This is a genomic window from Bellilinea sp. (assembly GCF_053501535.1).
In genome coordinates this window covers 1-19,622 of sequence record NZ_JBRCOK010000170.1, presented here as the reverse complement: position 1 = coordinate 19,622, position 19,622 = coordinate 1, and the positions used below count along the sequence as shown (strand labels likewise).

Genomic DNA, 19,622 nt, shown 5'->3' with positions numbered 1-19,622 from the left:
TTGGGGGAGGCGGGAGGGGGACGAAACTCGAAAGTTGATGTAAAAATGATTTATCCCGAATTGATGTTAAATCAAAGACGGCTGGCGTTTTCTATGGATATCCAGCCGTCTTTGATCAGGCGCTGATTCATTCTCAGCGAACGGTGAATGAGCCCGAACCTAAATCTTCACAAATGATGAGTACACGCTGAGCCGCGCTGGAATAGGACGCGCTTTCCCACACGCCCTCTTTGTCCCGTCCGGAGATGCGCTGCAACCAGTCGGGCAGGGAGACATTCCCCGAACCAGAGTCGCGGATTTCCACCCTTAAAGGAAGTTCGGGAGGAGCAGCAATGCGGATTGCCCCGCTTTTGCCATCTAACCGCAAGGTCAGGTTGGCCTCGCGGGGCAGGTTGATTTGCAGACTGCCGGAACCGCCTTCGATGCGCGCGGTATAGGCTGTGCTGTTTTCGGGTAGTTCGATCTCCATTCTGCCGGAGGCCTGGTCTATCTGTAAATCAGTCAATTGCAGGCCGGCAAGGTTGAGATCAACCGAACCGGAGGATGCGTCAATCCTTAAGGCGAGTGGAATTTGAGGGGTCAAGCCGATCTCCCAGCGGGCGGTGGGGTCGGGGGAGAAACTGACGGACGGATTTGGCTGGAAGCGTTCCAGCCGAATGCGGCGCAGCCGGGTGCCGCTTGAAGTGAAACGCAATTCACCAAAATAATCAATTTCCGCCTCGAAAAGATTGGTGGAATTGCTCAGCGGATAGATGCGGGCGGGCTGGCTGCTCAAATTGAGGGTGATTTCGGCCTGGGTTGTCTCACTCAGCGGTTCGCGGAGCGACTCGTGGCGCAAAATTCCAGCGGTAGAAAGCCCTAAAGCCGGGCCGGCAATCAGCACGACAACAGCGATGCCGACCGCAACCAACCCAACCACAGCTCCCAGCAGTGGGGATTGACGCCCGAACAGTAAATCCAGCCCGATGACAATTAAAATCAACGGCCACAGGCTGCTCAACATGGCAAAGTTCTCCCGTGGAATAACACCGAGGTTGCTCAGCAGCCAGATGAGCCCAACGCCAATCAACAAAATGGGCCAGAATAAAGAACGGTATGCTTTCTGATTCATCCGTACACCTGCCTTTGAGTTAGATGGCTGTGGCAGGATGTATTGAGCGCCACAGCCATTTGGAAAGTTTTTAGAGCGGCTCTTCGGGGACGATCAGCCACATGATCAGGTAAACCAGCAGCCCCTGACCACCGAGGAAAAACAACAGCAGGAACACCAACCGTACGACAGTGGGATCCAGTCCTAAATATTCTGCCAGGCCGCCACAAACACCGCCCAGCATTCTTTCCTGACGACTACGAAATAAACGTTTGGTTTGCATGGTTAACTACCTCCATAGAGTATTTACGAGGGAGGTATCAAAAAAGTTGCGAAAATTTTCGGATTTCAGCGCGGAAGTCGGCTCATGGTGACCAGACGGGTGCCCTTGACCTGCGGGAAGGCAGCTCCCTGCTGAATGGTGAGCAGAGCGGCTTCCTCATCCACAATTTGCGTGCCGGAGAGCAGATGAACGCCAAAATCAAACAGGAGTGGGGTGAGCGGTGTGCTCGGCCCCAACAGCATGACCAGCGCCTTCGGATTGCGCCAGCCCAGCAAGTCTTCCAGGGTGTGGTTAATGAGGGTGGTGGCGGTAATTGCGAGAATGTCCGCCAGCGGGACTACGTCCGGGGCGGCTTCGGCGGGCAAATCGCTGCCGTGTGGCTGTTTTTCCAGCACCAGCACGCGCGCCCCGCCCTGACGCAGTTTATCAACCTGTGGGAAGTGGCCGACCATGACGATGGTTTTACCCGCAGCCATTTGTTGCAGCAGGTCAAAAGCGTTGATTTCGGTCAGCAATGCAGCCGCAGGCGGGGGCAGCAGCGAATTCAATGCCGCCAGCCCCAGACTGGCTTCCAGCGGGTTGTCCGATTCCAGCCAGCCGGCCAGTTCCTGAGCCGATTTTTGATGAAGGCTGCCCACATCGCGGATGCGGTGGCTGCCATGTTCGCCTTCGTAGCGCAATGTGGCCGCCAGTCCACAGCTCTGGCTGCAAACGGCCGTCCAGTTCACCCCCATGATGACCTTGCGCAGCGGGACGGGTTCGGCGGGTAAAGTATTCAATAAAGTTTTGATCAGTTGCATGGTGTCCCTCCCTTCGAGATTATACTCCGGTTCGTCAGGAGGATGGGGTGAAGATGATTACTTAAACCGGTTGGGTGAAAACTCAAAACTTAGGTAAACTTAAATGGTTGAACCGATTGATCAAAAATATCAGGAGAAGCAACTGTGGCGCGAAAATCGCTCGGCTTTACTCAACTCGAATGGACCTGTCCGCGTTGTGCAACCCGCAACCCGGGTGTGGAAAAGGTTTGTCTTGGCTGCGGTGCGCCGCAGCCGGAAGATGTGAAATTTGAACAACCCCTTGAACAGGAATTGATTACCGGCGGGGAAGCCCAAAAAATTGCCGCGCAAAAACCGGATATTCACTGCGGTTTTTGCGGCACCCGCAACCCGGCGGATGCCGAAACCTGCCGTCAATGCGGCGCAGATTTGAAAGAGGGCACTCAGCGCAAGACCGGTGAGGTGGTTGGGGCTTTTTCAACCGCACCTGTTGAAAATGTGGCCTGCCCGGCATGCGGTTCGCTCAACCCGGCGGCTGCCCGTTATTGCCGTAGCTGCGGCGCGCCGCTGTCCAAAACTCCGCCGCCTGCGCCGGCCGCTGCCCCGCCTAAAGCCCGTTCGCGCACCGGTTTGATGGTGGCTGTTGCGGTTGTCATCGTGGCGGTGATCGGCTGCCTGCTGGCCATCAGTGGGGTATTCAACCGCACCAGTGAAGTGGTCGGGACGGTTGAGTCCGCCGTCTGGCAGACCCGTCTGGTGGTGGAGGCTTTACAGCCCGTGGAGCGCGCCGATTGGCGCGAAAATCTGCCGTCTGCTGCGCAAGTACTCAGCTGTGAATACCGCTATGCCTTCACTTCGGACGAACCCCAGCCGGTGGCAACCGAAGTGTGCGGTACACCCTACACCGTGGATCAGGGCACCGGTTTTGGCGAGGTGGTGCAGGACTGTGTTTATCAGGTCTATGCCGAATACTGTCGTTATTCCATTCTGGATTGGAGCGAAGCGGATGTTTTGACGTTGAGCGGTTCTGACCGAAATCCGGTCTTCCCTCAACCGCAATTGGGCAGCGATCAGCGGATTGGTTCTCAGCAGGCAGTGTATCAAATTATCTTTCGTGCCGATGGTGAAACCTACACCTATGAAACCGGCGATTTGTCCCTCTTCCAGCAGGCGCAACCCGGCAGCCGTTGGATTCTGGATGTCAACAGCCGCGGAAAAGTGGTCCGCATTCAAGCCGAGCGTTGAGCTTTCAGCAAGCCGAACGGTTGTGCAACCTTATTCAATTCATGCGAGTTCGGTTGACAGCCGCCAGTCACGACCGGTAAGATTAGGATGAATCAAGCCGGCAGGTAAAGGGAGAAGGCAGCATGGACTGGCAAGAATTTAGCGGATACAATCAGGCCTATTTACAGGATTTATACGAAAAATATTGCGAGGATCCGCTTGCCGTTGATGAAAACCTGCGCGCTTTTTTTGACCGCTTTCCACCCACGGATGATGGGAAGGCTAAAGTATCTCATCTGCCTGCTGCCGACGAGGAAGGGTTTTCACTGGAAAAGGCAGTGGCGGTGGGGCGTCTGGCCGAGTCCATCCGCCAATACGGACACTTCAACGCCCGTTTAGACCCGCTGGGTTCGCAGCCGCCCGGCGACCCATGGCTGAACGAAGCCACCTACGGGCTGACGGTTGAGGAATTATCGGCACTGCCGGCCAGTCTGGTGGGGGAGGTGGGTGTTCAACGCAGCCAGAACGCCCGGCAAGCCATTCAGCGGCTGCGTTCATTGTACAGCGGAACCATTGGCCACGATTATTTGCAAATCCGCGCCCCGGAGGAACGCAACTGGCTGCGGCAGGCCGTTGAAGAAGAACGCTACCAGCCCCAATGGACAACCGAAGAGCGGATTGCGTTGTTGGAACGCCTGACCGAAGTGGAGGTGTTTGAGCGGTTTTTACAACGCGCTTTCCCGGGTAAGACCCGCTTCTCCATTGAAGGTGTGGATATGCTGGTGCCGATGCTGGATGAATTGATCCGGCTGGCGGGAGAAGGCGGGATGCGGCATGTGTTGATGGGCATGGCGCACCGCGGGCGCTTGAATGTGCTGGCGCATGTGCTGGGAATGCCCTACGAGAGCATCCTGGCTGAGTTCAAAGACCCGTTGGAACGCCGCCTGCGCAGCGATGACGCGCTGGGGTACAGCGGGGATGTCAAGTATCACCTTGGTGGGAGGCAAGCCGCAGGGGATGAATGCGCGGCGTGTATCGAAATCACGCTGGTACCCAACCCCAGTCATCTGGAAGCGGTCAATCCGGTGGTGGAGGGAATGGCGCGCGCGGCTGGCAGCCAGCCCCACCAGCCCGGCCCACCGCAATTCGACCCGCTGGCGGCTCTGCCGGTTTTGATTCACGGCGACGCGGCCTTCCCCGGGCAGGGGGTGGTTGCCGAAACCTTCAACCTGTATAAACTGGAAGGCTACCACACCGGCGGCACGATCCACATCATCACCAACAACCAGTTGGGTTTCACCACCGACCCGAAAGATGGGCGCAGCACCATTTTTGCCAGTGATCTGGCTAAAGGCTTCCGCGTGCCGATTGTGCATGTCAATGCCGATGATCCGCTGGCCTGTCTTTTAGCAGTGCGCCTGGCATGGGCTTACCGCCAGCGTTTTCACCGCGATTTTGTGATTGACCTGATTGGATACCGCCGGCACGGACATAACGAGGGGGACGAGCCTTCTTTCACCCAGCCGCGCCTGTATGCCATTATCGAGCAGCACCCAACTGTCCGCAGGCAGTGGGCGCAGCGGCTGATCGAAATGGGCGAACTGACCCCCTTGCTGGAAGAAGAAATGATCCGCGGCTGTGAACAACGGCTGCAGGATATTCTGACCGGTCTGGATGTGAACGCCGCGCTGAATGGGCCGGCCGATTTTTCAACGCCGGACCAGCCGGATTTAAACGGCATGGAAACCGCCATCTCTCTTGAAAGGCTGCAAGCCCTCAGCCTTGCTTTGCAGCAACTTCCGGAGAATTTTCACCTGCACCCCAAGCTGACCAAAGCGCGTGAGCGGCGCAACAAATGGCTGGAGGATATTCACTGGCCGGCGATTGACTGGGCGCAGGCCGAAGAACTGGCGTTTGCCTCAATTCTTGAAGAGGGCATCTCTATTCGGATGACCGGGCAGGATGTGCTGCGCGGCACCTTCAGCCAGCGCCATGCCGCCTTGTTTGACCATCAAAGCGGTGAACGCTACATTCCATTGCAAAATTTACCTCAGGCAATGGCATCCTTTGAAATTCACAACAGCCCGCTTTCGGAGCTGGCTGCGTTGGGCTTTGAGTACGGCTACAGCATTCAAGCCCCCGAACGGCTGGTCATCTGGGAAGCGCAGTATGGTGACTTCATCAACGGCGCGCAGGTAATGGTGGATGAATTTATCACCACGGCGCGCGCCAAATGGCTGCTGAAACCCGGGTTGGTGCTGCTGCTGCCGCACGGCTTTGAGGGGCAGGGGCCGGATCATTCCAGCGGCCGCCTTGAGCGGTTTCTCAACCTGTATGCCGATGAAAACCTGCAAGTGGTCAACTGTACCACAGCCGCTCAGTATTTTCACCTGTTGCGCCGACAGGCGCGCCTCATTCAACAATCCCCTTTGCCGCTGGTGGTGATGACCCCCAAGAGTTTGCTGCGTCATCCGCTGGTGGCCTCGGCGGCGGTGGATTTTACGCAGGGTGGATTTCAAGCCCTGTTGGCGGATAGCACCCCGCCTGAACAGGTGGAGCGCGTCCTGCTGTGCAGTGGTAAGGTTGCGGTAGACCTCACGGTCAGTGAAGTGCGCCGTCAAAATCCGCAAACGGCAATCGTGCGGGTGGAACAACTGGCGCCTTTCCCGTCGCAACCGCTTGGCGCGCTTTTACAGCGTTATCCCAATTTGCAGGAAGTGCGCTGGGTGCAGGAAGAACCGCAAAACATGGGCGCGTGGGAGTTTGTGCGTCCGTTTATTGAGGAGGTTTGGGGCAAGCCGCTGCAGGTCATCGGCCGCCCGCGCAGCGCCAGCCCGGCAGAAGGGTCGAACGCCCTGCATCTCTACAATCAGCAGCGGTTGATTTCCCGCGCATTTTCAGCAAACCCGCAAGAGGAGGAGTAGATGAGCATACCGGTCAAAGTCCCCGAAATGGGCGAATCCATTCTGGAAGGCACGATTGGACGCTGGTTAAAAAAAGAGGGCGAGGTGGTGCGCGCCGGTGAAGTGCTGCTGGAGCTGGAAACGGACAAAATCAACCTGGAGGTGAGCGCGCCGGTGGATGGTGTGCTGACCCGCATCGAGAAGCAGGCCGGTGAAACGGTGGGGGTGGGGGAGGTGTTGGGCATGATTGCGCCAGCGGACATGCCTCAGCCGCTGGCTGCCCCGCAGCAGACCGCCGCACAACAGCCCGAATTACCAACTGAAAAGGAAGATATGCCCTCATCAGCCGCAACCCCGCTGGCGCGGAAAATTGCCGAAAAGGAAGGTGTGCCCCTTCAGGAAGTGAGCGGCAGTGGGGCAGGCGGCAGAATCACCCGCGAGGATGTGGTGAACTACCTCAGCCGCCAGAAGTCTGCTGCAGGCGAGCCGGTGAAATCCGCCGAACCGCCCAAAGCGCCTGCCCGGCCGATTCAACCTGCGCCGCCAATCGAGCCAGCCTTGACCGGAGAACGGCGTGAGGAGCGCATCCGCATGAGCCGCCGCCGTCAGACGATTGCCCGCCGGCTGGTGGAAGCCCAGCAGAGCGCCGCCATGCTGACCACCTTCAACGAGGCGGACATGAGCGAGATCATCGCTCTACGCAAACGCTACCGCGAAGCCTTCCAAAAACGTCACGGGGTAGATTTGGGCTTCATGTCCTTTTTTGTCAAGGCCTGCATTGCCGCCCTGCGCGAGTTTCCCAACCTGAATGCCGAGATTCAGGGTAACGAAATTGTGCGGAAATATTACTATGACATCGGCATTGCGGTGGGGGATGCGGAGGGCTTGGTTGTGCCCGTGCTGCGGGACGCCCAAAACCTGAGTTTTGCCGAGATCGAACGCAAGATTGGCGAGTTTGTCCGCAAAGCGGGCGAAGGAACGCTCACCCTGGATGATTTGCGCGGCGGCACATTTACCATTACCAACGGTGGCGTGTTCGGCTCGCTGCTGAGTACGCCGATTCTCAACCCACCGCAGGTTGGCATCCTGGGTATGCACCGCATTCAGGAACGGCCGGTAGCGGTCAATGGGCAGGTGGTCATCCGCCCGATGATGTATCTGGCGTTGAGTTATGATCACCGCATCGTAGACGGCCGCGAGGCGGTACAATTTCTGGTGCGCATCAAACAAATGCTCGAAGACCCGGGACAATTGCTGGTTGAGAGCGGTTGAAAAGAATGCCTGGTGGACGACCTTTCCCGTGATAAAGTTATGTATAATGAAAAGGAATTCTTGATTACGGGAGGGGTCGTCCATGGGTAGCATGCTTTTCGGTGTTGTTTGTATCGGTGCTCTTTTTCTAATCTTTGCCGCCATAGGGGTCTGGTTAATTCTCCGTTATCAACAGAACAAGCAGAAAGCCCAACAGAGCGTAAACTGGCCAACGACCAGCGGACGGGTGATTGAGTCGCGCATCAGCGAGCATGAAAGTGAAGATGAGGATGGTCACACTACCTCGACCTATGCTCCGGTTGTGCGTTTTGAATATCAGGTGGAGGGCGTCACCTATACCAGCGATCGCATGGGGGTGGGATCGAAGATAGCCATTAGCAACCGCAAAAAGGTTGAACAGCAGATCGCCGGTTATCCGGAGGGAAAGCTGGTAAGGGTGTATTACAACCCTCAAAATCCGGCCGAGGCGGTATTGGAAACCCGGCTCACCAGCAAAGCTGAACTGGTTGCCGGCATTATTCTGATTGTGGTTGGTCTTTCAATTTTGTGTCTGGGTGTGGGCGGTATTTTACTCAGTTCGCTCAGCAATACCCGTGGATTTTAGAAAGAGGCAGGCGTCAACTATGGAGATGGTATCGTTCAACGGCTGGCAGGAGTGTATCCGTTTTCAAAATGAACTGGTGGATGTGGTCATCTCCACCCAGTTTGGGCCGCGGATTTTGCGGTATGGCTTCCTTGATGAGGAAAATGAATTTGCCGAGCTGGAAGAAGAGCAGGGCAAAACAGGCGGTGAGAAATGGCGCATGTACGGCGGTCATCGTCTGTGGCACGCCCCGGAAGCCGACCCGCGCACCTACTACCCGGATAACGAACCGCTGGAATGGCGGGATATGGGGGATGGTGTGCGTCTGATCCAACCGGTTGAGCGCACCACCGGCATCCAGAAGGAAATGGAAATCCGCCTTTCGCCGGTGGGGACTCATGTGCGGGTGATTCACCGGCTGTACAACCGCAGCGTGTGGGAAGTGCGGCTTGCCCCATGGGCGCTTTCGGTGATGCTGCCGGGCGGTACGGCAATTCTGCCGCTGCCGCCGCGCCTGGCGCACACCGACCCGGCCGCTCTGCTGCCGGTGAATTCCCTTGCGTTGTGGCCGTATACCGACCTGAGCGATTCGCGTTTGATTTGGGGGCGTCAGTACATCCTGGTGCGGCAAGACCCCTTGATTAAAATTGCCCAGAAGATTGGGGCTTTCATCCCCGGCGGCTGGTGCGCCTATGCCCGCCGCGGCCATTTGTTCATCAAACGTTTCGCGGTTGAAAGTGGAGCGCTGTATCCCGATTTGGGCTGCAATGTTGAAGTGTTCACCAACGAGCGTTTTTTGGAACTGGAAACGTTGGGCCCTTTGCAAACGATTCCACCACAGGGCTTCATTGAGCATGTCGAGGACTGGTATCTGTTCCGGGATGTGCCGACACCCCACAACGATGCCCAGGTCGAGCGCCATGTGCTGACCCGCATCGTGGAAACGGTGGTATAAGTGAATTCGGCATGACGCGTTTTCTCGTATCGGGTCTCATCAACATCGAAACGACCCTGCGGATTGAGCGCTTCCCGCTGGAATACAACCCGGTTAATTTCCCGTTTTTTGGGGTTCATTCCAGCGTTTCGGGGGTGGGCTATAACCTTGCCAAAGCACTGACACGGCTGGGAAATGATGTGGAATTCCTTTCCCTGATCGGCAAGGATGCTGCCGGGCAGCTGGTATTGAATGCGCTGCGAGAAGATCAAATCCCCTCGGCGGGAGTATTGCAAAAACTGGAACAAACCCCTCAATCCGTCATCCTGTACGATTCGCAGGGCAACCGCCAGATTCACACCGACCTGAAGGATATTCAAGAACAAATTTATCCGCCGGCGGAGGCGGAGCATGCCTTGAGCGCCTGCGATGTGGCTGTGCTGTGCAACATCAACTTCTCGCGTCCGCTGCTGGTCAAGGCGCGCCGGCTGGGTAAGCCAATCGCAACCGATGTTCACGCCGTCAGTGACCTTGAGGATGATTACAACCGCGATTTTATGCAGTTTGCCGATATTCTCTTCATGAGTCATGAAAAATTACCCCTCCCGCCGGAGGAGTGGATCCAGGTTGTGCGCGACCGCTATCCCGCCAGAATCATAGTGATTGGATTGGGCAGCCGGGGCTGCCTGCTGGCCGAACGCGGTCGGCAGGAAGTGGAGCACATCCCGGCGGTGAGCACCCGCCCGGTGCGAAACACAATTGGGGCAGGCGATGCGTTGTTCTCCGCTTTCCTGCACGCCTTTTTTCAGGGAGATTCAGCGCTGGAGGCGCTGCAAAAGGCAGTCGTTTTTGCTTCCTACAAAATTGGGGCGGTATCGGCTGCGGATGGTTTTCTGGATTCCGCCGGGCTGGAAGCATTGTACCAACAGACCCGTCCGGCTTAATGGAATGTTAACTTGATTTCCGCCCGGCTTATAGATACAATCCCGACATTGAATATGAATCGGGAGTTGAATGGTGGAGATCGAAGGTAAAGCCGACCGCGAAGCGAGCCTGACTTTTGTCAAATTTGTGCGTCTATTTCGCATTCGCCTGGTTACTCAGGGGGTAAAGGCTACCCTGTGGTGGATGTTCAATGTGTTCAATCGAGTGGTTCTGGATCGCCCACTCCGCGCCCAGTGCGAGATTACCCCTCATTTGTTTGTGGGAGCGCAGTTCCGCCGGCGCGGATGGCGTATTTTGCAGGGATGGGGAATCAACGGCGTGATTAATTTGCGAGCCGAATTTGATGACCGCCAGTTAGGGCTGGCTTTACCCAATTACCTTCACCTGCCAACGGTGGATGACAATGCACCATCTTTGCAGGATTTACACGCGGGTGTGGCTTTTTACCGGAGAATTAAAGCCAACGGCGGTAAGGTTTATATTCACTGCGGGGCAGGTGTGGGGCGCGCGCCGAGCATGGCAGCTGCCTGTTTAATTGCGGAAGGTCTTACACCCGAAGCGGCGTGGGAGAAGATTCGGCAGGTGCGGATTTTTATCCGCCCGACCCGCGTTCAACAGGAACAGATTCAGCGCTTTGCGAAAATGCTGGCTCAGCAGTAAATCCGCAAATCCAGCACCGGCCAGAATTTGCGCGTTGGGCGGCTGCCGGGCAGCGCCGGGTTGATTGCTTGTAGGGCGGCTGAGTAGCTGCCCGGATTGGAGCGGATTTGACGCAACGCGCGGCGGGTGAGTGCATCGGCTTCGCGGTTGTGCTTGCGCGGTATCCAGCGCCATTTCAGGTTGCTGAAGGAAGCCGCAATCCGCTGGGCTTTTTCGTGCAAGGGACGAATCTGGTCGGAGTGAACTGAGGCGACCCCTTCCATTTGCTCAATGACCGATTTGGCGTCCCCGATGATATGGAGGGTTTCCCCTTCCACACCCATATCGCGCAGGGCTTCCAGTCCTTCAATCAAGGCCAGATACTCGGCAATGTTGCTGCTGGCATCCCTGCCGCGCAAATACCCTCCGTGTCCGCGCGCAATGATACGGTTGCCCCGCCAGGCAATCCAGCCGTAACACATGAAACCGGCGCCATGCGCGGGGCAATTCTTTTTGGGAATGCCCATGAAGAGACCGTCAAAGTACAATGTGAGTGTCATGCTTTCCTCGCTGAACGCAAACCGGCGATGGAGAATTCCATCGCCGGTCGGGAAGAAGAGGGCTCATTGTGAGCCAGAGGGAAGGAAGAAGATGAAAGGTTGAATCTCGGAACTTGCCTGTTGGGTGAAGACCTCATTGGTTTGCCTGTGCAGCCTGCGTGAGTTTTCGATTGCTTCACTTGATTATGATTATGCAGGATTTATGTAAAAATGCAATCAAAAATTGGTAAAGATTGGATTAAGAAAAATGTAAGGTCTCACCACCAGGGCTGGTTATATTTTCGTGGGTTTGGCACAAGCGCAAAACCCAGACAGCAGCAAAATGAACCCACTCCCACCTCCCCCAATATCGCAAAATCAATATTGGGGGAGGCTGAAATAGCTGCGAAAAGGGCTTACGCCGAACTGACGTTATAATAAACAGGATGAGCGATTGGATGCCGGACGCTGAAGTTTTATTCAGACAGGTAGAAAGGGCGCTGCAAAAACGTTGGCCGCTGATGGATGAACAGCATCAAACGGCGTTGCGCCTGTTCAGCGGCTTTTATGAGGGATTCCCAGAGGTTGTGATTGACCTTTATGGCAGCACACTGGTCATTTTTAACTACCATGAAAAGCCGGTGGTTCTGCGCCCTCTGCTGATCGAGTTGCAAAAATGGTTCATCCAGAAGTTCCCGTGGATAACGGCGGTGGTGCATAAGACCCGCAGCCTCCGCAACATGCCTTCCCGTTTGGGAGTGATCCGGTTTGGGGATGAGCATTCGTTAACCACGCAGATTGTAGAACATGGCGTGAAGTATGCCATCCATTTGCGTTTGAATCAGGATGCCAGTTTTTATCTGGATACCCGCAACCTGCGCGGCTGGTTGAAAGATCACATGGCGGGTAAAAGTGTGCTGAATACTTTTGCGTACACGGGCAGCCTTGGAGCGGCCGCACTGGCCGGCGGGGCGCGGCGGGTGGTACAGACCGACCAGAATCCGCGCTTTTTGGAGGTAGCGCGCGCCACCTATCGTTTGAATGGCTGGCCGATTAACGAGGAAGACTTCCTGATCGGCGATTTCTTCAAGGTGGTGGATGGGCTGAGGCGCCGCAAACAGTTGTTTGACTGCGTAATTCTCGACCCGCCGTTTTTTTCAACCGGTTTCAATGGTGAGATTTTCCTTAACGAGAAAACACTGCCGCTGCTCAACAAAGTCCGTCCGCTGGTTGCCCATGACGGGGTGCTGATTGTGGTCAATAATGCACTCTACATGAGCGGAGCAGGGTTAATCCGTATCTTTGATGAAGTATCTCAGAGCGGCTATCTCTGGCTGGAAGAGATCATCCCGGTTCCCGAAGATGTGACCGGTTTTCCGCAAACGCGGGTTTCTCCTCCGCCGGTTGATCCATCACCGTTCAACCACCCCACCAAAATTGCCGTTTTGCGGGTGGCACGTAAAGACCGGGCAGCAGCCAGTTGATGGTGTTCAGTTTTTTTCACTGATCCGTAAAGCGATCACTCCGCCCAGAATCAACAGGCTGCCCGCAACCTGCTCAAGGGTGAAGCGTTCCCCCAGCACAAAATAAGCCTGGGCGGCGGTAAAAGTCGGCTCCAAAGTTGCGATGAGATTGACCACCGAAGCCGGCAGGTAACTCATGCTGAGCGTGTAAAGTCCATAACCGCCAATGGTCGGGCCGACCGCCAGTAAAATCAACGCTGCCCAGCCGGTATTTTCCAGAGAGGGGATGAAAGAATTGCCGGCGGGTACGCCGCCTAAAAAAGATGGCAACAGCCAGCTGCTGAAAAATAGAATGACAGCCGCAATTCCAAAGGTGTAGGTCAGAGCAGTCCACGCGCTCATCCCGCGCCGGGCCGATTCCTTGCCAAACAGGCTGTATCCGCTCATTGCCAGCCCGGAGAGCAGGCCGGTCAGAATGCCGAGCGGGTTCAACCGCCACATTTCCGGTTGTAAAGCCCCGGCAACCAGCACACAGCCGCTCAGGCTGGCGGCAATCGCCAGTCCCTTGGCGAACGAAAGGTTTTCGCGAAACAGGAAACGGGCGAGGATGGCTGTAAAAGCCGCCGAACTATAAACCAGCACCACCGAAATGGCTGCGCCATTGAAAGCGACGGAAAGTGTCCACAGGGCATTGAAAAGCGAAAGGATGATGCCGTACCCCACAATAAACACCCAATGAGCTTTGGGCAGGTGAAGCAAACGACGCTGGAAGCCCCCCAGCACAAGGATCATAGTCAGGCTGGCGAGTAAATCGCGCCAGGCCGCCAGCAGGATGGGTGGAATTTGCTGATAGGCGGTCAGGTAACGGATGAAGATGGCGGTGGTTGACCAGATGAGTACCCCAATCAGGGCAATGGCATACCCTTTACCGGCGGTGCGGCTTTGGGCTGCGTTTATGGTGATGGTCATGAGAGCGATTCCTTGAGGATGTGGTAAACAACAAGGCGGATTTTACCTGAATTTTACGCGCTCAACAGACGGATTTTATGGAATTTTTGTCCTTCAGTTGCTATAACATTACTGGCATTCATCCTTTCTCTATTTAAGCAAATCCCAAGGAGATGAAAAAGTGGATTTGAGTCGCTTTAACACCCGTACGAAACTGATTGGATCGGCGGTCATGGGGGTGCTGTTTGTCTTGCTGGTTGCGGCGGTGGGCTTTTTCAATTTGCGTCAAATTCAACACGGCGTGGAGGTAATTTACCTCGATCAGACCCTGCCGATTAAAAAACTGGGCGCGGCCCATAAGACCCTCTATGAACTGCACGGCAACCTGCTGACCTATGTGATGCTGCCGGAAAGCCGGCCTGAAATCCGCGAAATGTTGAAAGAGAACATGGATTCCATCAACGCCTTTTTGGGGGAGTACGAGAATGGAAATGTCCCGCCGGATGCCGTGCAGGCTTTGACGAACTTCAAGATTTACTGGACATCTTACCAGCGATCCGTGCTGGAAGCCATGACCCTGACCGACAGCGGTAACCGTACCGTGGTGTATGATTCGCTCAAAAACGGCGGTCTGGCTCAGAATAAAAAGCTGGTCAGCCAATCGTTCGATGAGTTGGTGAAGGCCAATGAGGCGGTCGCCGAAAGCGTCTATCAATCCAGCGGACGCACCTACCAATCAGCCGCTGCGGTGTTGATCCTTGCCAGCCTGTTGGCGGCCGGGCTTTCCATGCTGGCCAGCATCAGCCTCAGTCTGCACATCACCCGTCCTTTGGAAGAGGTAACCGCCCATTTGAAGGAGATTGCACGGGGTGCCTTGCAGATGGATTTTGAGCAGATGGAAAAAATCGCTCGCCTTACCGGACGCAAAGACGAAGCCGGCACGTTGGCGGCGGGGTTGCTGGAAACCCAAACCTATCTGGAGGATGTGGCAGCCGTGGCGCAGGCATTGGGTGAGGGCAACCTCGCCGTGCAGGTCGAACCGAAAGGCGAGGATGACTTACTGGGAAATACCCTTAAACAGATGGTGGAAAGACTGCGGACGCTGATCGGGCAGTTCGCCAACAGCGCATTGACGGTAAGCAAGGCTTCGGATGAGTTGTCCGGCGCAGCGGATCAAAGCGGGCAGGCCAGTTCTCAAATTGCCATGACCATTCAACAGGTTGCTCAGGGGATTTCCCAGCAGGCAACTGCGGTCAGCCAGACCAGTTCGTCCATTCACCAGATGACGCGTGCCATTGACGGCGTGGCGCGCGGCGCCCAGGAGCAGGCGGCGGCGGTGGGCAAAGCAGCTGCGGTTGCCAACCAGATCACCGAAGCCGCCCGCGAAATCCGTGTTTCCGCCGAACAGCAGGTTCGCAGCTCCACCCATGCGGTGGAAACCAGCCAGAACACGGCTCGCGTGGTGGAAGATACGGCGCGCGGTATGGAGCGCATTCGTAGAGTGGTAGATCTTTCCACGCAAAAAGTACAGGAGATGGGTAATCGTTCCCGGCAGATTGGCATGATTCTGGAAACGATTGATGATATTGCCGCCAAGACCAACATTCTGGCGATCAACGCTGCAATCGAAGCCGCCCATGCCGAAGTGCAAAGCAAGAAGATGACCGAAATTACGCTTGACCGGTTAATGACGGCTCAGTGCCGAATCATTAACCATTTGCTGCTTTCGGGGTGGGATAAACGCCCGCTCAGTGACTGGCAAAAACTGGGTGAGATAGCGCAGCTGGATATGGTGCTGGCAACCGACGAGGATGGCGTGGTGGTGCTATCCAACGATTCCAAATTAATCGGCTGGAAATTTCCCACCGATCCCAAAGAACAGGCTTATCCCTTCCGGCAGTTGATTCACCAGAAAGACGGGGTTTTGTGTCAGGAATCACAAAAACGTTCCTTTGATGACGAGGTGTATAAATTTGTGGGTGTTTCGCGTGCCGATCAACCCGGCATTGTGCAGATTGGCTTCAATGTTTCCAGTTTGAAGAAGTTTGAATTGCGGATCAATGGTTTTGCGGTGGTGGCGCAGGAGGTGTACCAACTGGCGGAACAGGCCCGCCAGGCAACCCGTGAAATTGCGGCCTTGATTCGGGAGATTCAAAAAGCAGTGGATGAAGCGGTACGCTCAATGGCGGAAAGCGGTCGAGAGGTGCAGCAGGGTGTGGCGCTGGCCGATCAATCCCGCCATGCGCTGGATGAATTGCTGCTGGCTTCGCAGCAGGGTTTGCAGTCTGGGGAGGAAATTGCCCGCGCAGCCTTGAAAATTGATCGGCTGGCAGAGGAGCTGGCCAGCGCGATGGACAGTGTTTCAGCGGTGGTTGAGGAAAATACGGCTGCCACCGAAGAAATGGCTGCCGGCTCTGGTGAAGTGAGTGAGGCAATTGAAAATTTTGCCAGCATCAGCGAGCAAAACAGCGCTGCGGTCGAAGAAGTATCGGCTTCAACCGAAGAGATGAGTGCGCAGGTGGAAGAAGTTTCCCGCTCGGCCAATTTGCTGGCAGAACTGGCGCAAACGCTGATTCAAATGGTGGCCAATTTCCAGACCGACAATGGTAGGGATGTATCGCTGCGTTTCCAGCTGGTCAGGCAGGCGCACAGCGCCTGGCTGCGCCGTCTGCAAATTGCGCGCCTCGAAAACCGCCTCAACAATTATGGCGTAGTGACGCATGAACAGTGTTCGCTGGGACGCTGGTACTATGGCCCGGGCCGGCAGCACTACGCCCATCTGCCCGAGTTTGAAGCGCTGGAAGCGGTGCACATTCGTTTCCATCAACTGACCCGGCGGGCGGTGGAAACCTTCAACAATGGACACCGTCAGGATTTTGAGTCAACAGCCCGCGAGGTAGAGGCGGTAACTGCCGAATTTCTGGCGAGCCTGGACCGGCTGGAAGCAGCCGTGCAGGCGGCTGGCCGCTCTCTGAACTGAAAGGTCTGCTCAACAAACGCGGTGGCCGGCTGAGCGCAGTGCCGTAACGGCTTTTTCTAAATCGGCGGCACGTACCAGCACGTAATCCGTTTCAAATGTGGAAATGGCAAAGATGCTGATTTTTGCCCCGGCAAGCGCATCCAGCACGGATTTCAAGACGCCAATCTGGTCAAAGTCAAATGGTCCTTCCAGCATCAACGCCCGCCATCCGCTTTCGTAAAGGATGTCGGATGGGTTCAACCCCTCTTCACAAACGATGGATAATTCATCTGCGGTACGGGTAATGGAGAAGAAAGAGCCGTTTTGAGCCCAACCGGGTAAAGGCTCGCTTGCATCCAACCGGCAAATGACCAACCGCTGGGGCAGGATGTTCAACACTTGGGTCTGGTTCACAGGGATTTTCCTCTCTGGCTAAAGCCGGTAAAGATAGCGGGAGGGAACATCGGCGCGCACATTCTCGCCAAGCGCGATGATACCGGGGTGTTCCACGACGACAACCAGTCCGCGAAGGCCGCGGGCTGCTTTAACGAATTGCTGGGCAAGGTCATCTCGCTCGGGGTAATTCTGCTGAATGACTTTACCGGGGCCGGTGCAGGGCAGGTTTTCACCGCTGACCGTCAGTACCACCCCCTGTTCAAAGAACAGGCGAGTTGGCGGCGGCAGGCGGGTCAGGTGGGGAATGCCGCTCAAAAGCAGATTTGCCCCCAGCCACTCCGGCTGAACGCTCAAAATGCCCAGCCTTTGGGCAATTTCCGCCAGCTCCTCGCTGGATACCACCGAAATCTGGCGGTCATTGCGGATGAGCGTGCCGCGCTCGTAATGCGGGGTGCGGCTGTCGGAAAGGCGCGTCCAACCGGCGTGTTTATCTCCCGCAAAACCCTCAAAAGTGACCTGAACTTCGCCGACCGGGGTGGTGACCAGTGATTCAGCCTGCAAGCCGAGATACAATCCCTCAACAATCCCGTTTCGTGAGTTTTTCATCTCCGTTTTCCTTTTTTTGAACGACTTAAACGGCTGTTGACCCAACCTGTCAGCAGAGTAAGGGTGGGCAGCAATGCGGCAGAGGGACAGATACGGTCAAAACCACGACGGACCTGACTTTCAATCCAATTCAAGATGAGTTCTTCGATATTTTCCAGCTTCTGACGGGCCCATTCGCGTACCTGAGCTTCCAGTTCTTGTTTACGGGAAGCCAGCTCCTGAGGCAGGATTACGGCATTGACCACAATGGGACGGGCGCTGATGTTTTGACCGTTCCGCTGAATGGTCCACTGGGAGGTGTACACGCCGGGGCGTTTGAACGGCTGACTGAGGAACGAGAAACTGACCATTTCACCGGGGGCAACCGCTGCGCCGATTTCAAGGCGGCTGCCTGCTCCCCAGTCATTGCGCAAATTGGCAAGATACACTTCTCCCGGCTGCCAGATCTGGCTGCCGTTGTTGCGCACGACGATTTCCACCTTGACCGATTCGCCTTCGGCTGCAATCGGCCACTCGGTGTGACGGACAAGCGCCGATTCGTAATCGGCGATGAAACCGGCTGCAACCCCGAGAGCGACCGGCAACTGACCTTCAGAAAATACATAAGGCAGTCCCTGGCAATTGATTTGAGCTGCCTCACCATCCGCCAGAAGCAGGATTTCCTGAGCGCCAAAGGAACGCAGCACCTCAACAGCGTCCGACTGCCGCGTGGTTTTGGAAACAAACACCAACAATGTTTCAAAGGTGCCATCACCATCCCGGTCCTGCACCCCGAGCAGGCTGCGGCTGGTAAAGTCCTGGGGTTGCCGCTCGGCTTGCGGACTGAGACCGACAACAACCAGGGGGGCAGCCGACTGCTGGAAGGCGGTTTCGGTGTATGGGCTGATGCGTGCCGATTCATCCCACACTTCCAGCATGGCCAGCGGAGTAACCATTTCAGCGGCGGTTGCGCCGGGGCGGCGCAAAATGCCGTTTGATTTCAAGCCCAGCCGCTCATTGATGGGCTCATCGGGGAAAAAGGGACCGCCAATCACACAAAAGGCATCCTCATCATCGTTTTGAAACTCTGCCCAAAAATTATCCAATGGCTGGGGTGTGAAGGGGGCATCAGCATCCTGCGAGGGGGCGGGGGTTTGTCCGGTCAACAACTGCACAGCAGCGTGGTGGGCAAGATTGACCATCAACACGTAGTCAGGCGTGCCGCCGGGGTAATCTTTCCGGTAGAGCGTTACGGCAGGCGCTTCGGCAACCGCGTAAAAATCGGGCGGAGCTTGTTGGGCGGCCCGGCTTGCTGTGGCGGGTCGAGCCGAAAGCAGCACAGCTGGTATAACCCATAGCAGAAGCAAAATGCGGTTAAATGTTTTTGGCATATCTTGCTTAATTATACCGGTTTGGGGCAGATGGAATAGGAGAGTGTGGGGGCAGCCCGCCGCCCGGATAAATATGACCTGAAATATGACTCGTTACACCCTAATTATCTATTTTACGCTGCTTCATGGCTGGTTAGAATGAAAGCAGAAACATCTTTATTCCCAGGAGAATCGAAAATGGCAAAAGCAACCGCTCCACTGGTGATTAACGGCAAGCCCCTGCCGAGCATGAGTGAAATTAACCGCGAAATTGCCCCCTTCCAGAAGGCAGACACCCGCCGAAGTGTCTGGCAATTGATCAACACGCTGGTGCCGTATGTGGGTTTATGGGTTTTGATGGTCTACACCCTGCAAATTTCCTATTTGCTGACCGTGGTACTCTCTTTCATTGCCGCTCTGTTTTTGGTGCGGGTCTTTATTTTCTTCCATGATTGTGGCCACAACTCCTTTTTTCCTTCTACCCGCCTGAACCGAATGGTCGGTTTCTGGTTGGGAGTGTTGGTTTTCACCCCCGGTGAACAGTGGTGGCATTCCCATTCAATTCATCATGCCACCAGCGGCAATCTTGACAAACGCGGGGTGGGGGATGTTACCACCCTGACGCTGGAAGAATTTTATGACCGCCACTGGCTGCAGCGGCTGGGCTACCGCTTCTTTCGCAATCCGCTGGTGATGTTCATCCTCGGCCC

Annotated in this window: 19 protein-coding genes; 11 read left to right on the top strand and 8 right to left on the bottom strand. The window is 55.8% G+C overall.

Annotation, left to right across the window (positions count from 1 at the left end; all coding sequences use genetic code 11):
* Positions 1 to 133: 133 nt before the first annotated feature.
* From ACWIZX_RS15300 to ACWIZX_RS15290, 3 genes are all read right to left on the bottom strand, one after another.
* Entirely contained in the window at positions 134 to 1,111 is a 978-nt protein-coding gene (locus ACWIZX_RS15300) for a LiaI-LiaF-like domain-containing protein (RefSeq protein WP_322794268.1), read from the bottom strand.
* Positions 1,112 to 1,181: 70 nt separating this feature from the next.
* Positions 1,182 to 1,373: a PspC domain-containing protein gene (locus ACWIZX_RS15295; RefSeq protein WP_322794267.1), complete on the bottom strand. Its 192-nt coding sequence runs from the start codon at positions 1,371 to 1,373 to the stop codon at positions 1,182 to 1,184.
* Positions 1,374 to 1,438: 65 nt separating this feature from the next.
* The gene (locus tag ACWIZX_RS15290; protein ID WP_448336406.1) at positions 1,439 to 2,173 is read right to left on the bottom strand and encodes a Rossmann-like domain-containing protein; all 735 of its coding nucleotides are present in this window, start codon (positions 2,171 to 2,173) and stop codon (positions 1,439 to 1,441) included.
* Between the two features lie 144 nt (positions 2,174 to 2,317).
* Between ACWIZX_RS15290 and ACWIZX_RS15285 the strand changes: the two genes are divergently transcribed.
* The 7 genes from ACWIZX_RS15285 (at position 2,318) to ACWIZX_RS15255 (ending at position 10,673) form a co-directional block, all read left to right on the top strand.
* Positions 2,318 to 3,397, top strand: a complete 1,080-nt coding sequence (locus ACWIZX_RS15285; protein ID WP_448336405.1) for a zinc ribbon domain-containing protein — start codon at positions 2,318 to 2,320, stop codon at positions 3,395 to 3,397.
* Between the two features lie 122 nt (positions 3,398 to 3,519).
* Positions 3,520 to 6,300, top strand: a complete 2,781-nt coding sequence (locus tag ACWIZX_RS15280) for a 2-oxoglutarate dehydrogenase E1 component (protein ID WP_448336404.1) — start codon at positions 3,520 to 3,522, stop codon at positions 6,298 to 6,300.
* A complete protein-coding gene (gene odhB / locus ACWIZX_RS15275) occupies positions 6,301 to 7,551 on the top strand; it encodes a 2-oxoglutarate dehydrogenase complex dihydrolipoyllysine-residue succinyltransferase (protein WP_448336403.1) in 1,251 nt (416 codons plus the stop codon). It begins immediately after the preceding gene.
* Between the two features lie 82 nt (positions 7,552 to 7,633).
* Positions 7,634 to 8,155, top strand: coding sequence for a DUF3592 domain-containing protein (locus ACWIZX_RS15270; RefSeq protein ID WP_322791933.1), 522 nt, complete (start codon positions 7,634 to 7,636; stop codon positions 8,153 to 8,155).
* 19 nt (positions 8,156 to 8,174) lie between these two features.
* A complete protein-coding gene (locus ACWIZX_RS15265; RefSeq protein ID WP_448336402.1) occupies positions 8,175 to 9,089 on the top strand; it encodes a hypothetical protein in 915 nt (304 codons plus the stop codon).
* Positions 9,090 to 9,100: 11 nt separating this feature from the next.
* A complete protein-coding gene (locus ACWIZX_RS15260) occupies positions 9,101 to 10,012 on the top strand; it encodes a carbohydrate kinase family protein (RefSeq protein WP_448336401.1) in 912 nt (303 codons plus the stop codon).
* A gap of 70 nt (positions 10,013 to 10,082) precedes the next feature.
* A complete protein-coding gene (locus ACWIZX_RS15255; protein WP_448336400.1) occupies positions 10,083 to 10,673 on the top strand; it encodes a protein-tyrosine phosphatase family protein in 591 nt (196 codons plus the stop codon).
* Here the strand turns inward: ACWIZX_RS15255 and ACWIZX_RS15250 are convergent.
* On the bottom strand, positions 10,664 to 11,212 hold the full coding sequence (locus ACWIZX_RS15250; RefSeq protein WP_448336399.1) for a ribonuclease HI family protein: 549 nt from the start codon (positions 11,210 to 11,212) through the stop codon (positions 10,664 to 10,666). The two genes, ACWIZX_RS15255 and ACWIZX_RS15250, sit on opposite strands and share 10 nt — an antisense overlap.
* A 210-nt stretch (positions 11,213 to 11,422) precedes the next feature.
* Here ACWIZX_RS15250 and ACWIZX_RS15245 point away from each other — a divergent pair, with 210 nt between their 5' ends.
* A complete protein-coding gene (locus ACWIZX_RS15245; RefSeq protein WP_448336398.1) occupies positions 11,423 to 11,629 on the top strand; it encodes a hypothetical protein in 207 nt (68 codons plus the stop codon).
* A gap of 20 nt (positions 11,630 to 11,649) precedes the next feature.
* Positions 11,650 to 12,675, top strand: a complete 1,026-nt coding sequence (locus ACWIZX_RS15240; RefSeq protein ID WP_448336397.1) for a class I SAM-dependent methyltransferase — start codon at positions 11,650 to 11,652, stop codon at positions 12,673 to 12,675.
* 6 nt (positions 12,676 to 12,681) lie between these two features.
* On the opposite strand, the gene ACWIZX_RS15235 is transcribed toward ACWIZX_RS15240, so the two are convergent.
* Complete coding sequence (locus ACWIZX_RS15235) at positions 12,682 to 13,623, bottom strand: DMT family transporter (RefSeq protein WP_322792283.1); 942 nt, start codon at positions 13,621 to 13,623, stop codon at positions 12,682 to 12,684.
* Positions 13,624 to 13,789: 166 nt separating this feature from the next.
* On the opposite strand from ACWIZX_RS15235, the gene ACWIZX_RS15230 reads away from it, so the two are divergent.
* Positions 13,790 to 16,582, top strand: a complete 2,793-nt coding sequence (locus tag ACWIZX_RS15230) for a methyl-accepting chemotaxis protein (protein ID WP_448336396.1) — start codon at positions 13,790 to 13,792, stop codon at positions 16,580 to 16,582.
* A gap of 9 nt (positions 16,583 to 16,591) precedes the next feature.
* Here the strand turns inward: ACWIZX_RS15230 and ACWIZX_RS15225 are convergent, their stop codons facing one another.
* The 3 genes from ACWIZX_RS15225 to ACWIZX_RS15215 are packed head-to-tail and all read right to left on the bottom strand — an operon-like array spanning position 16,592 to position 18,933.
* A complete protein-coding gene (locus tag ACWIZX_RS15225; RefSeq protein ID WP_322792281.1) occupies positions 16,592 to 16,975 on the bottom strand; it encodes an ACT domain-containing protein in 384 nt (127 codons plus the stop codon).
* A gap of 18 nt (positions 16,976 to 16,993) precedes the next feature.
* On the bottom strand, positions 16,994 to 17,563 hold the full coding sequence (locus ACWIZX_RS15220) for an MOSC domain-containing protein (protein ID WP_322792280.1): 570 nt from the start codon (positions 17,561 to 17,563) through the stop codon (positions 16,994 to 16,996).
* Positions 17,560 to 18,933, bottom strand: a complete 1,374-nt coding sequence (locus ACWIZX_RS15215; protein WP_448336395.1) for a hypothetical protein — start codon at positions 18,931 to 18,933, stop codon at positions 17,560 to 17,562. Before ACWIZX_RS15215 ends, ACWIZX_RS15220 begins: the two co-directional genes overlap by 4 nt.
* 177 nt (positions 18,934 to 19,110) lie before the next feature.
* Here ACWIZX_RS15215 and ACWIZX_RS15210 point away from each other — a divergent pair.
* Positions 19,111 to 19,622 (top strand): fatty acid desaturase (locus tag ACWIZX_RS15210; RefSeq protein ID WP_448336394.1); only part of this gene is annotated, 512 nt, incomplete at its 3' end.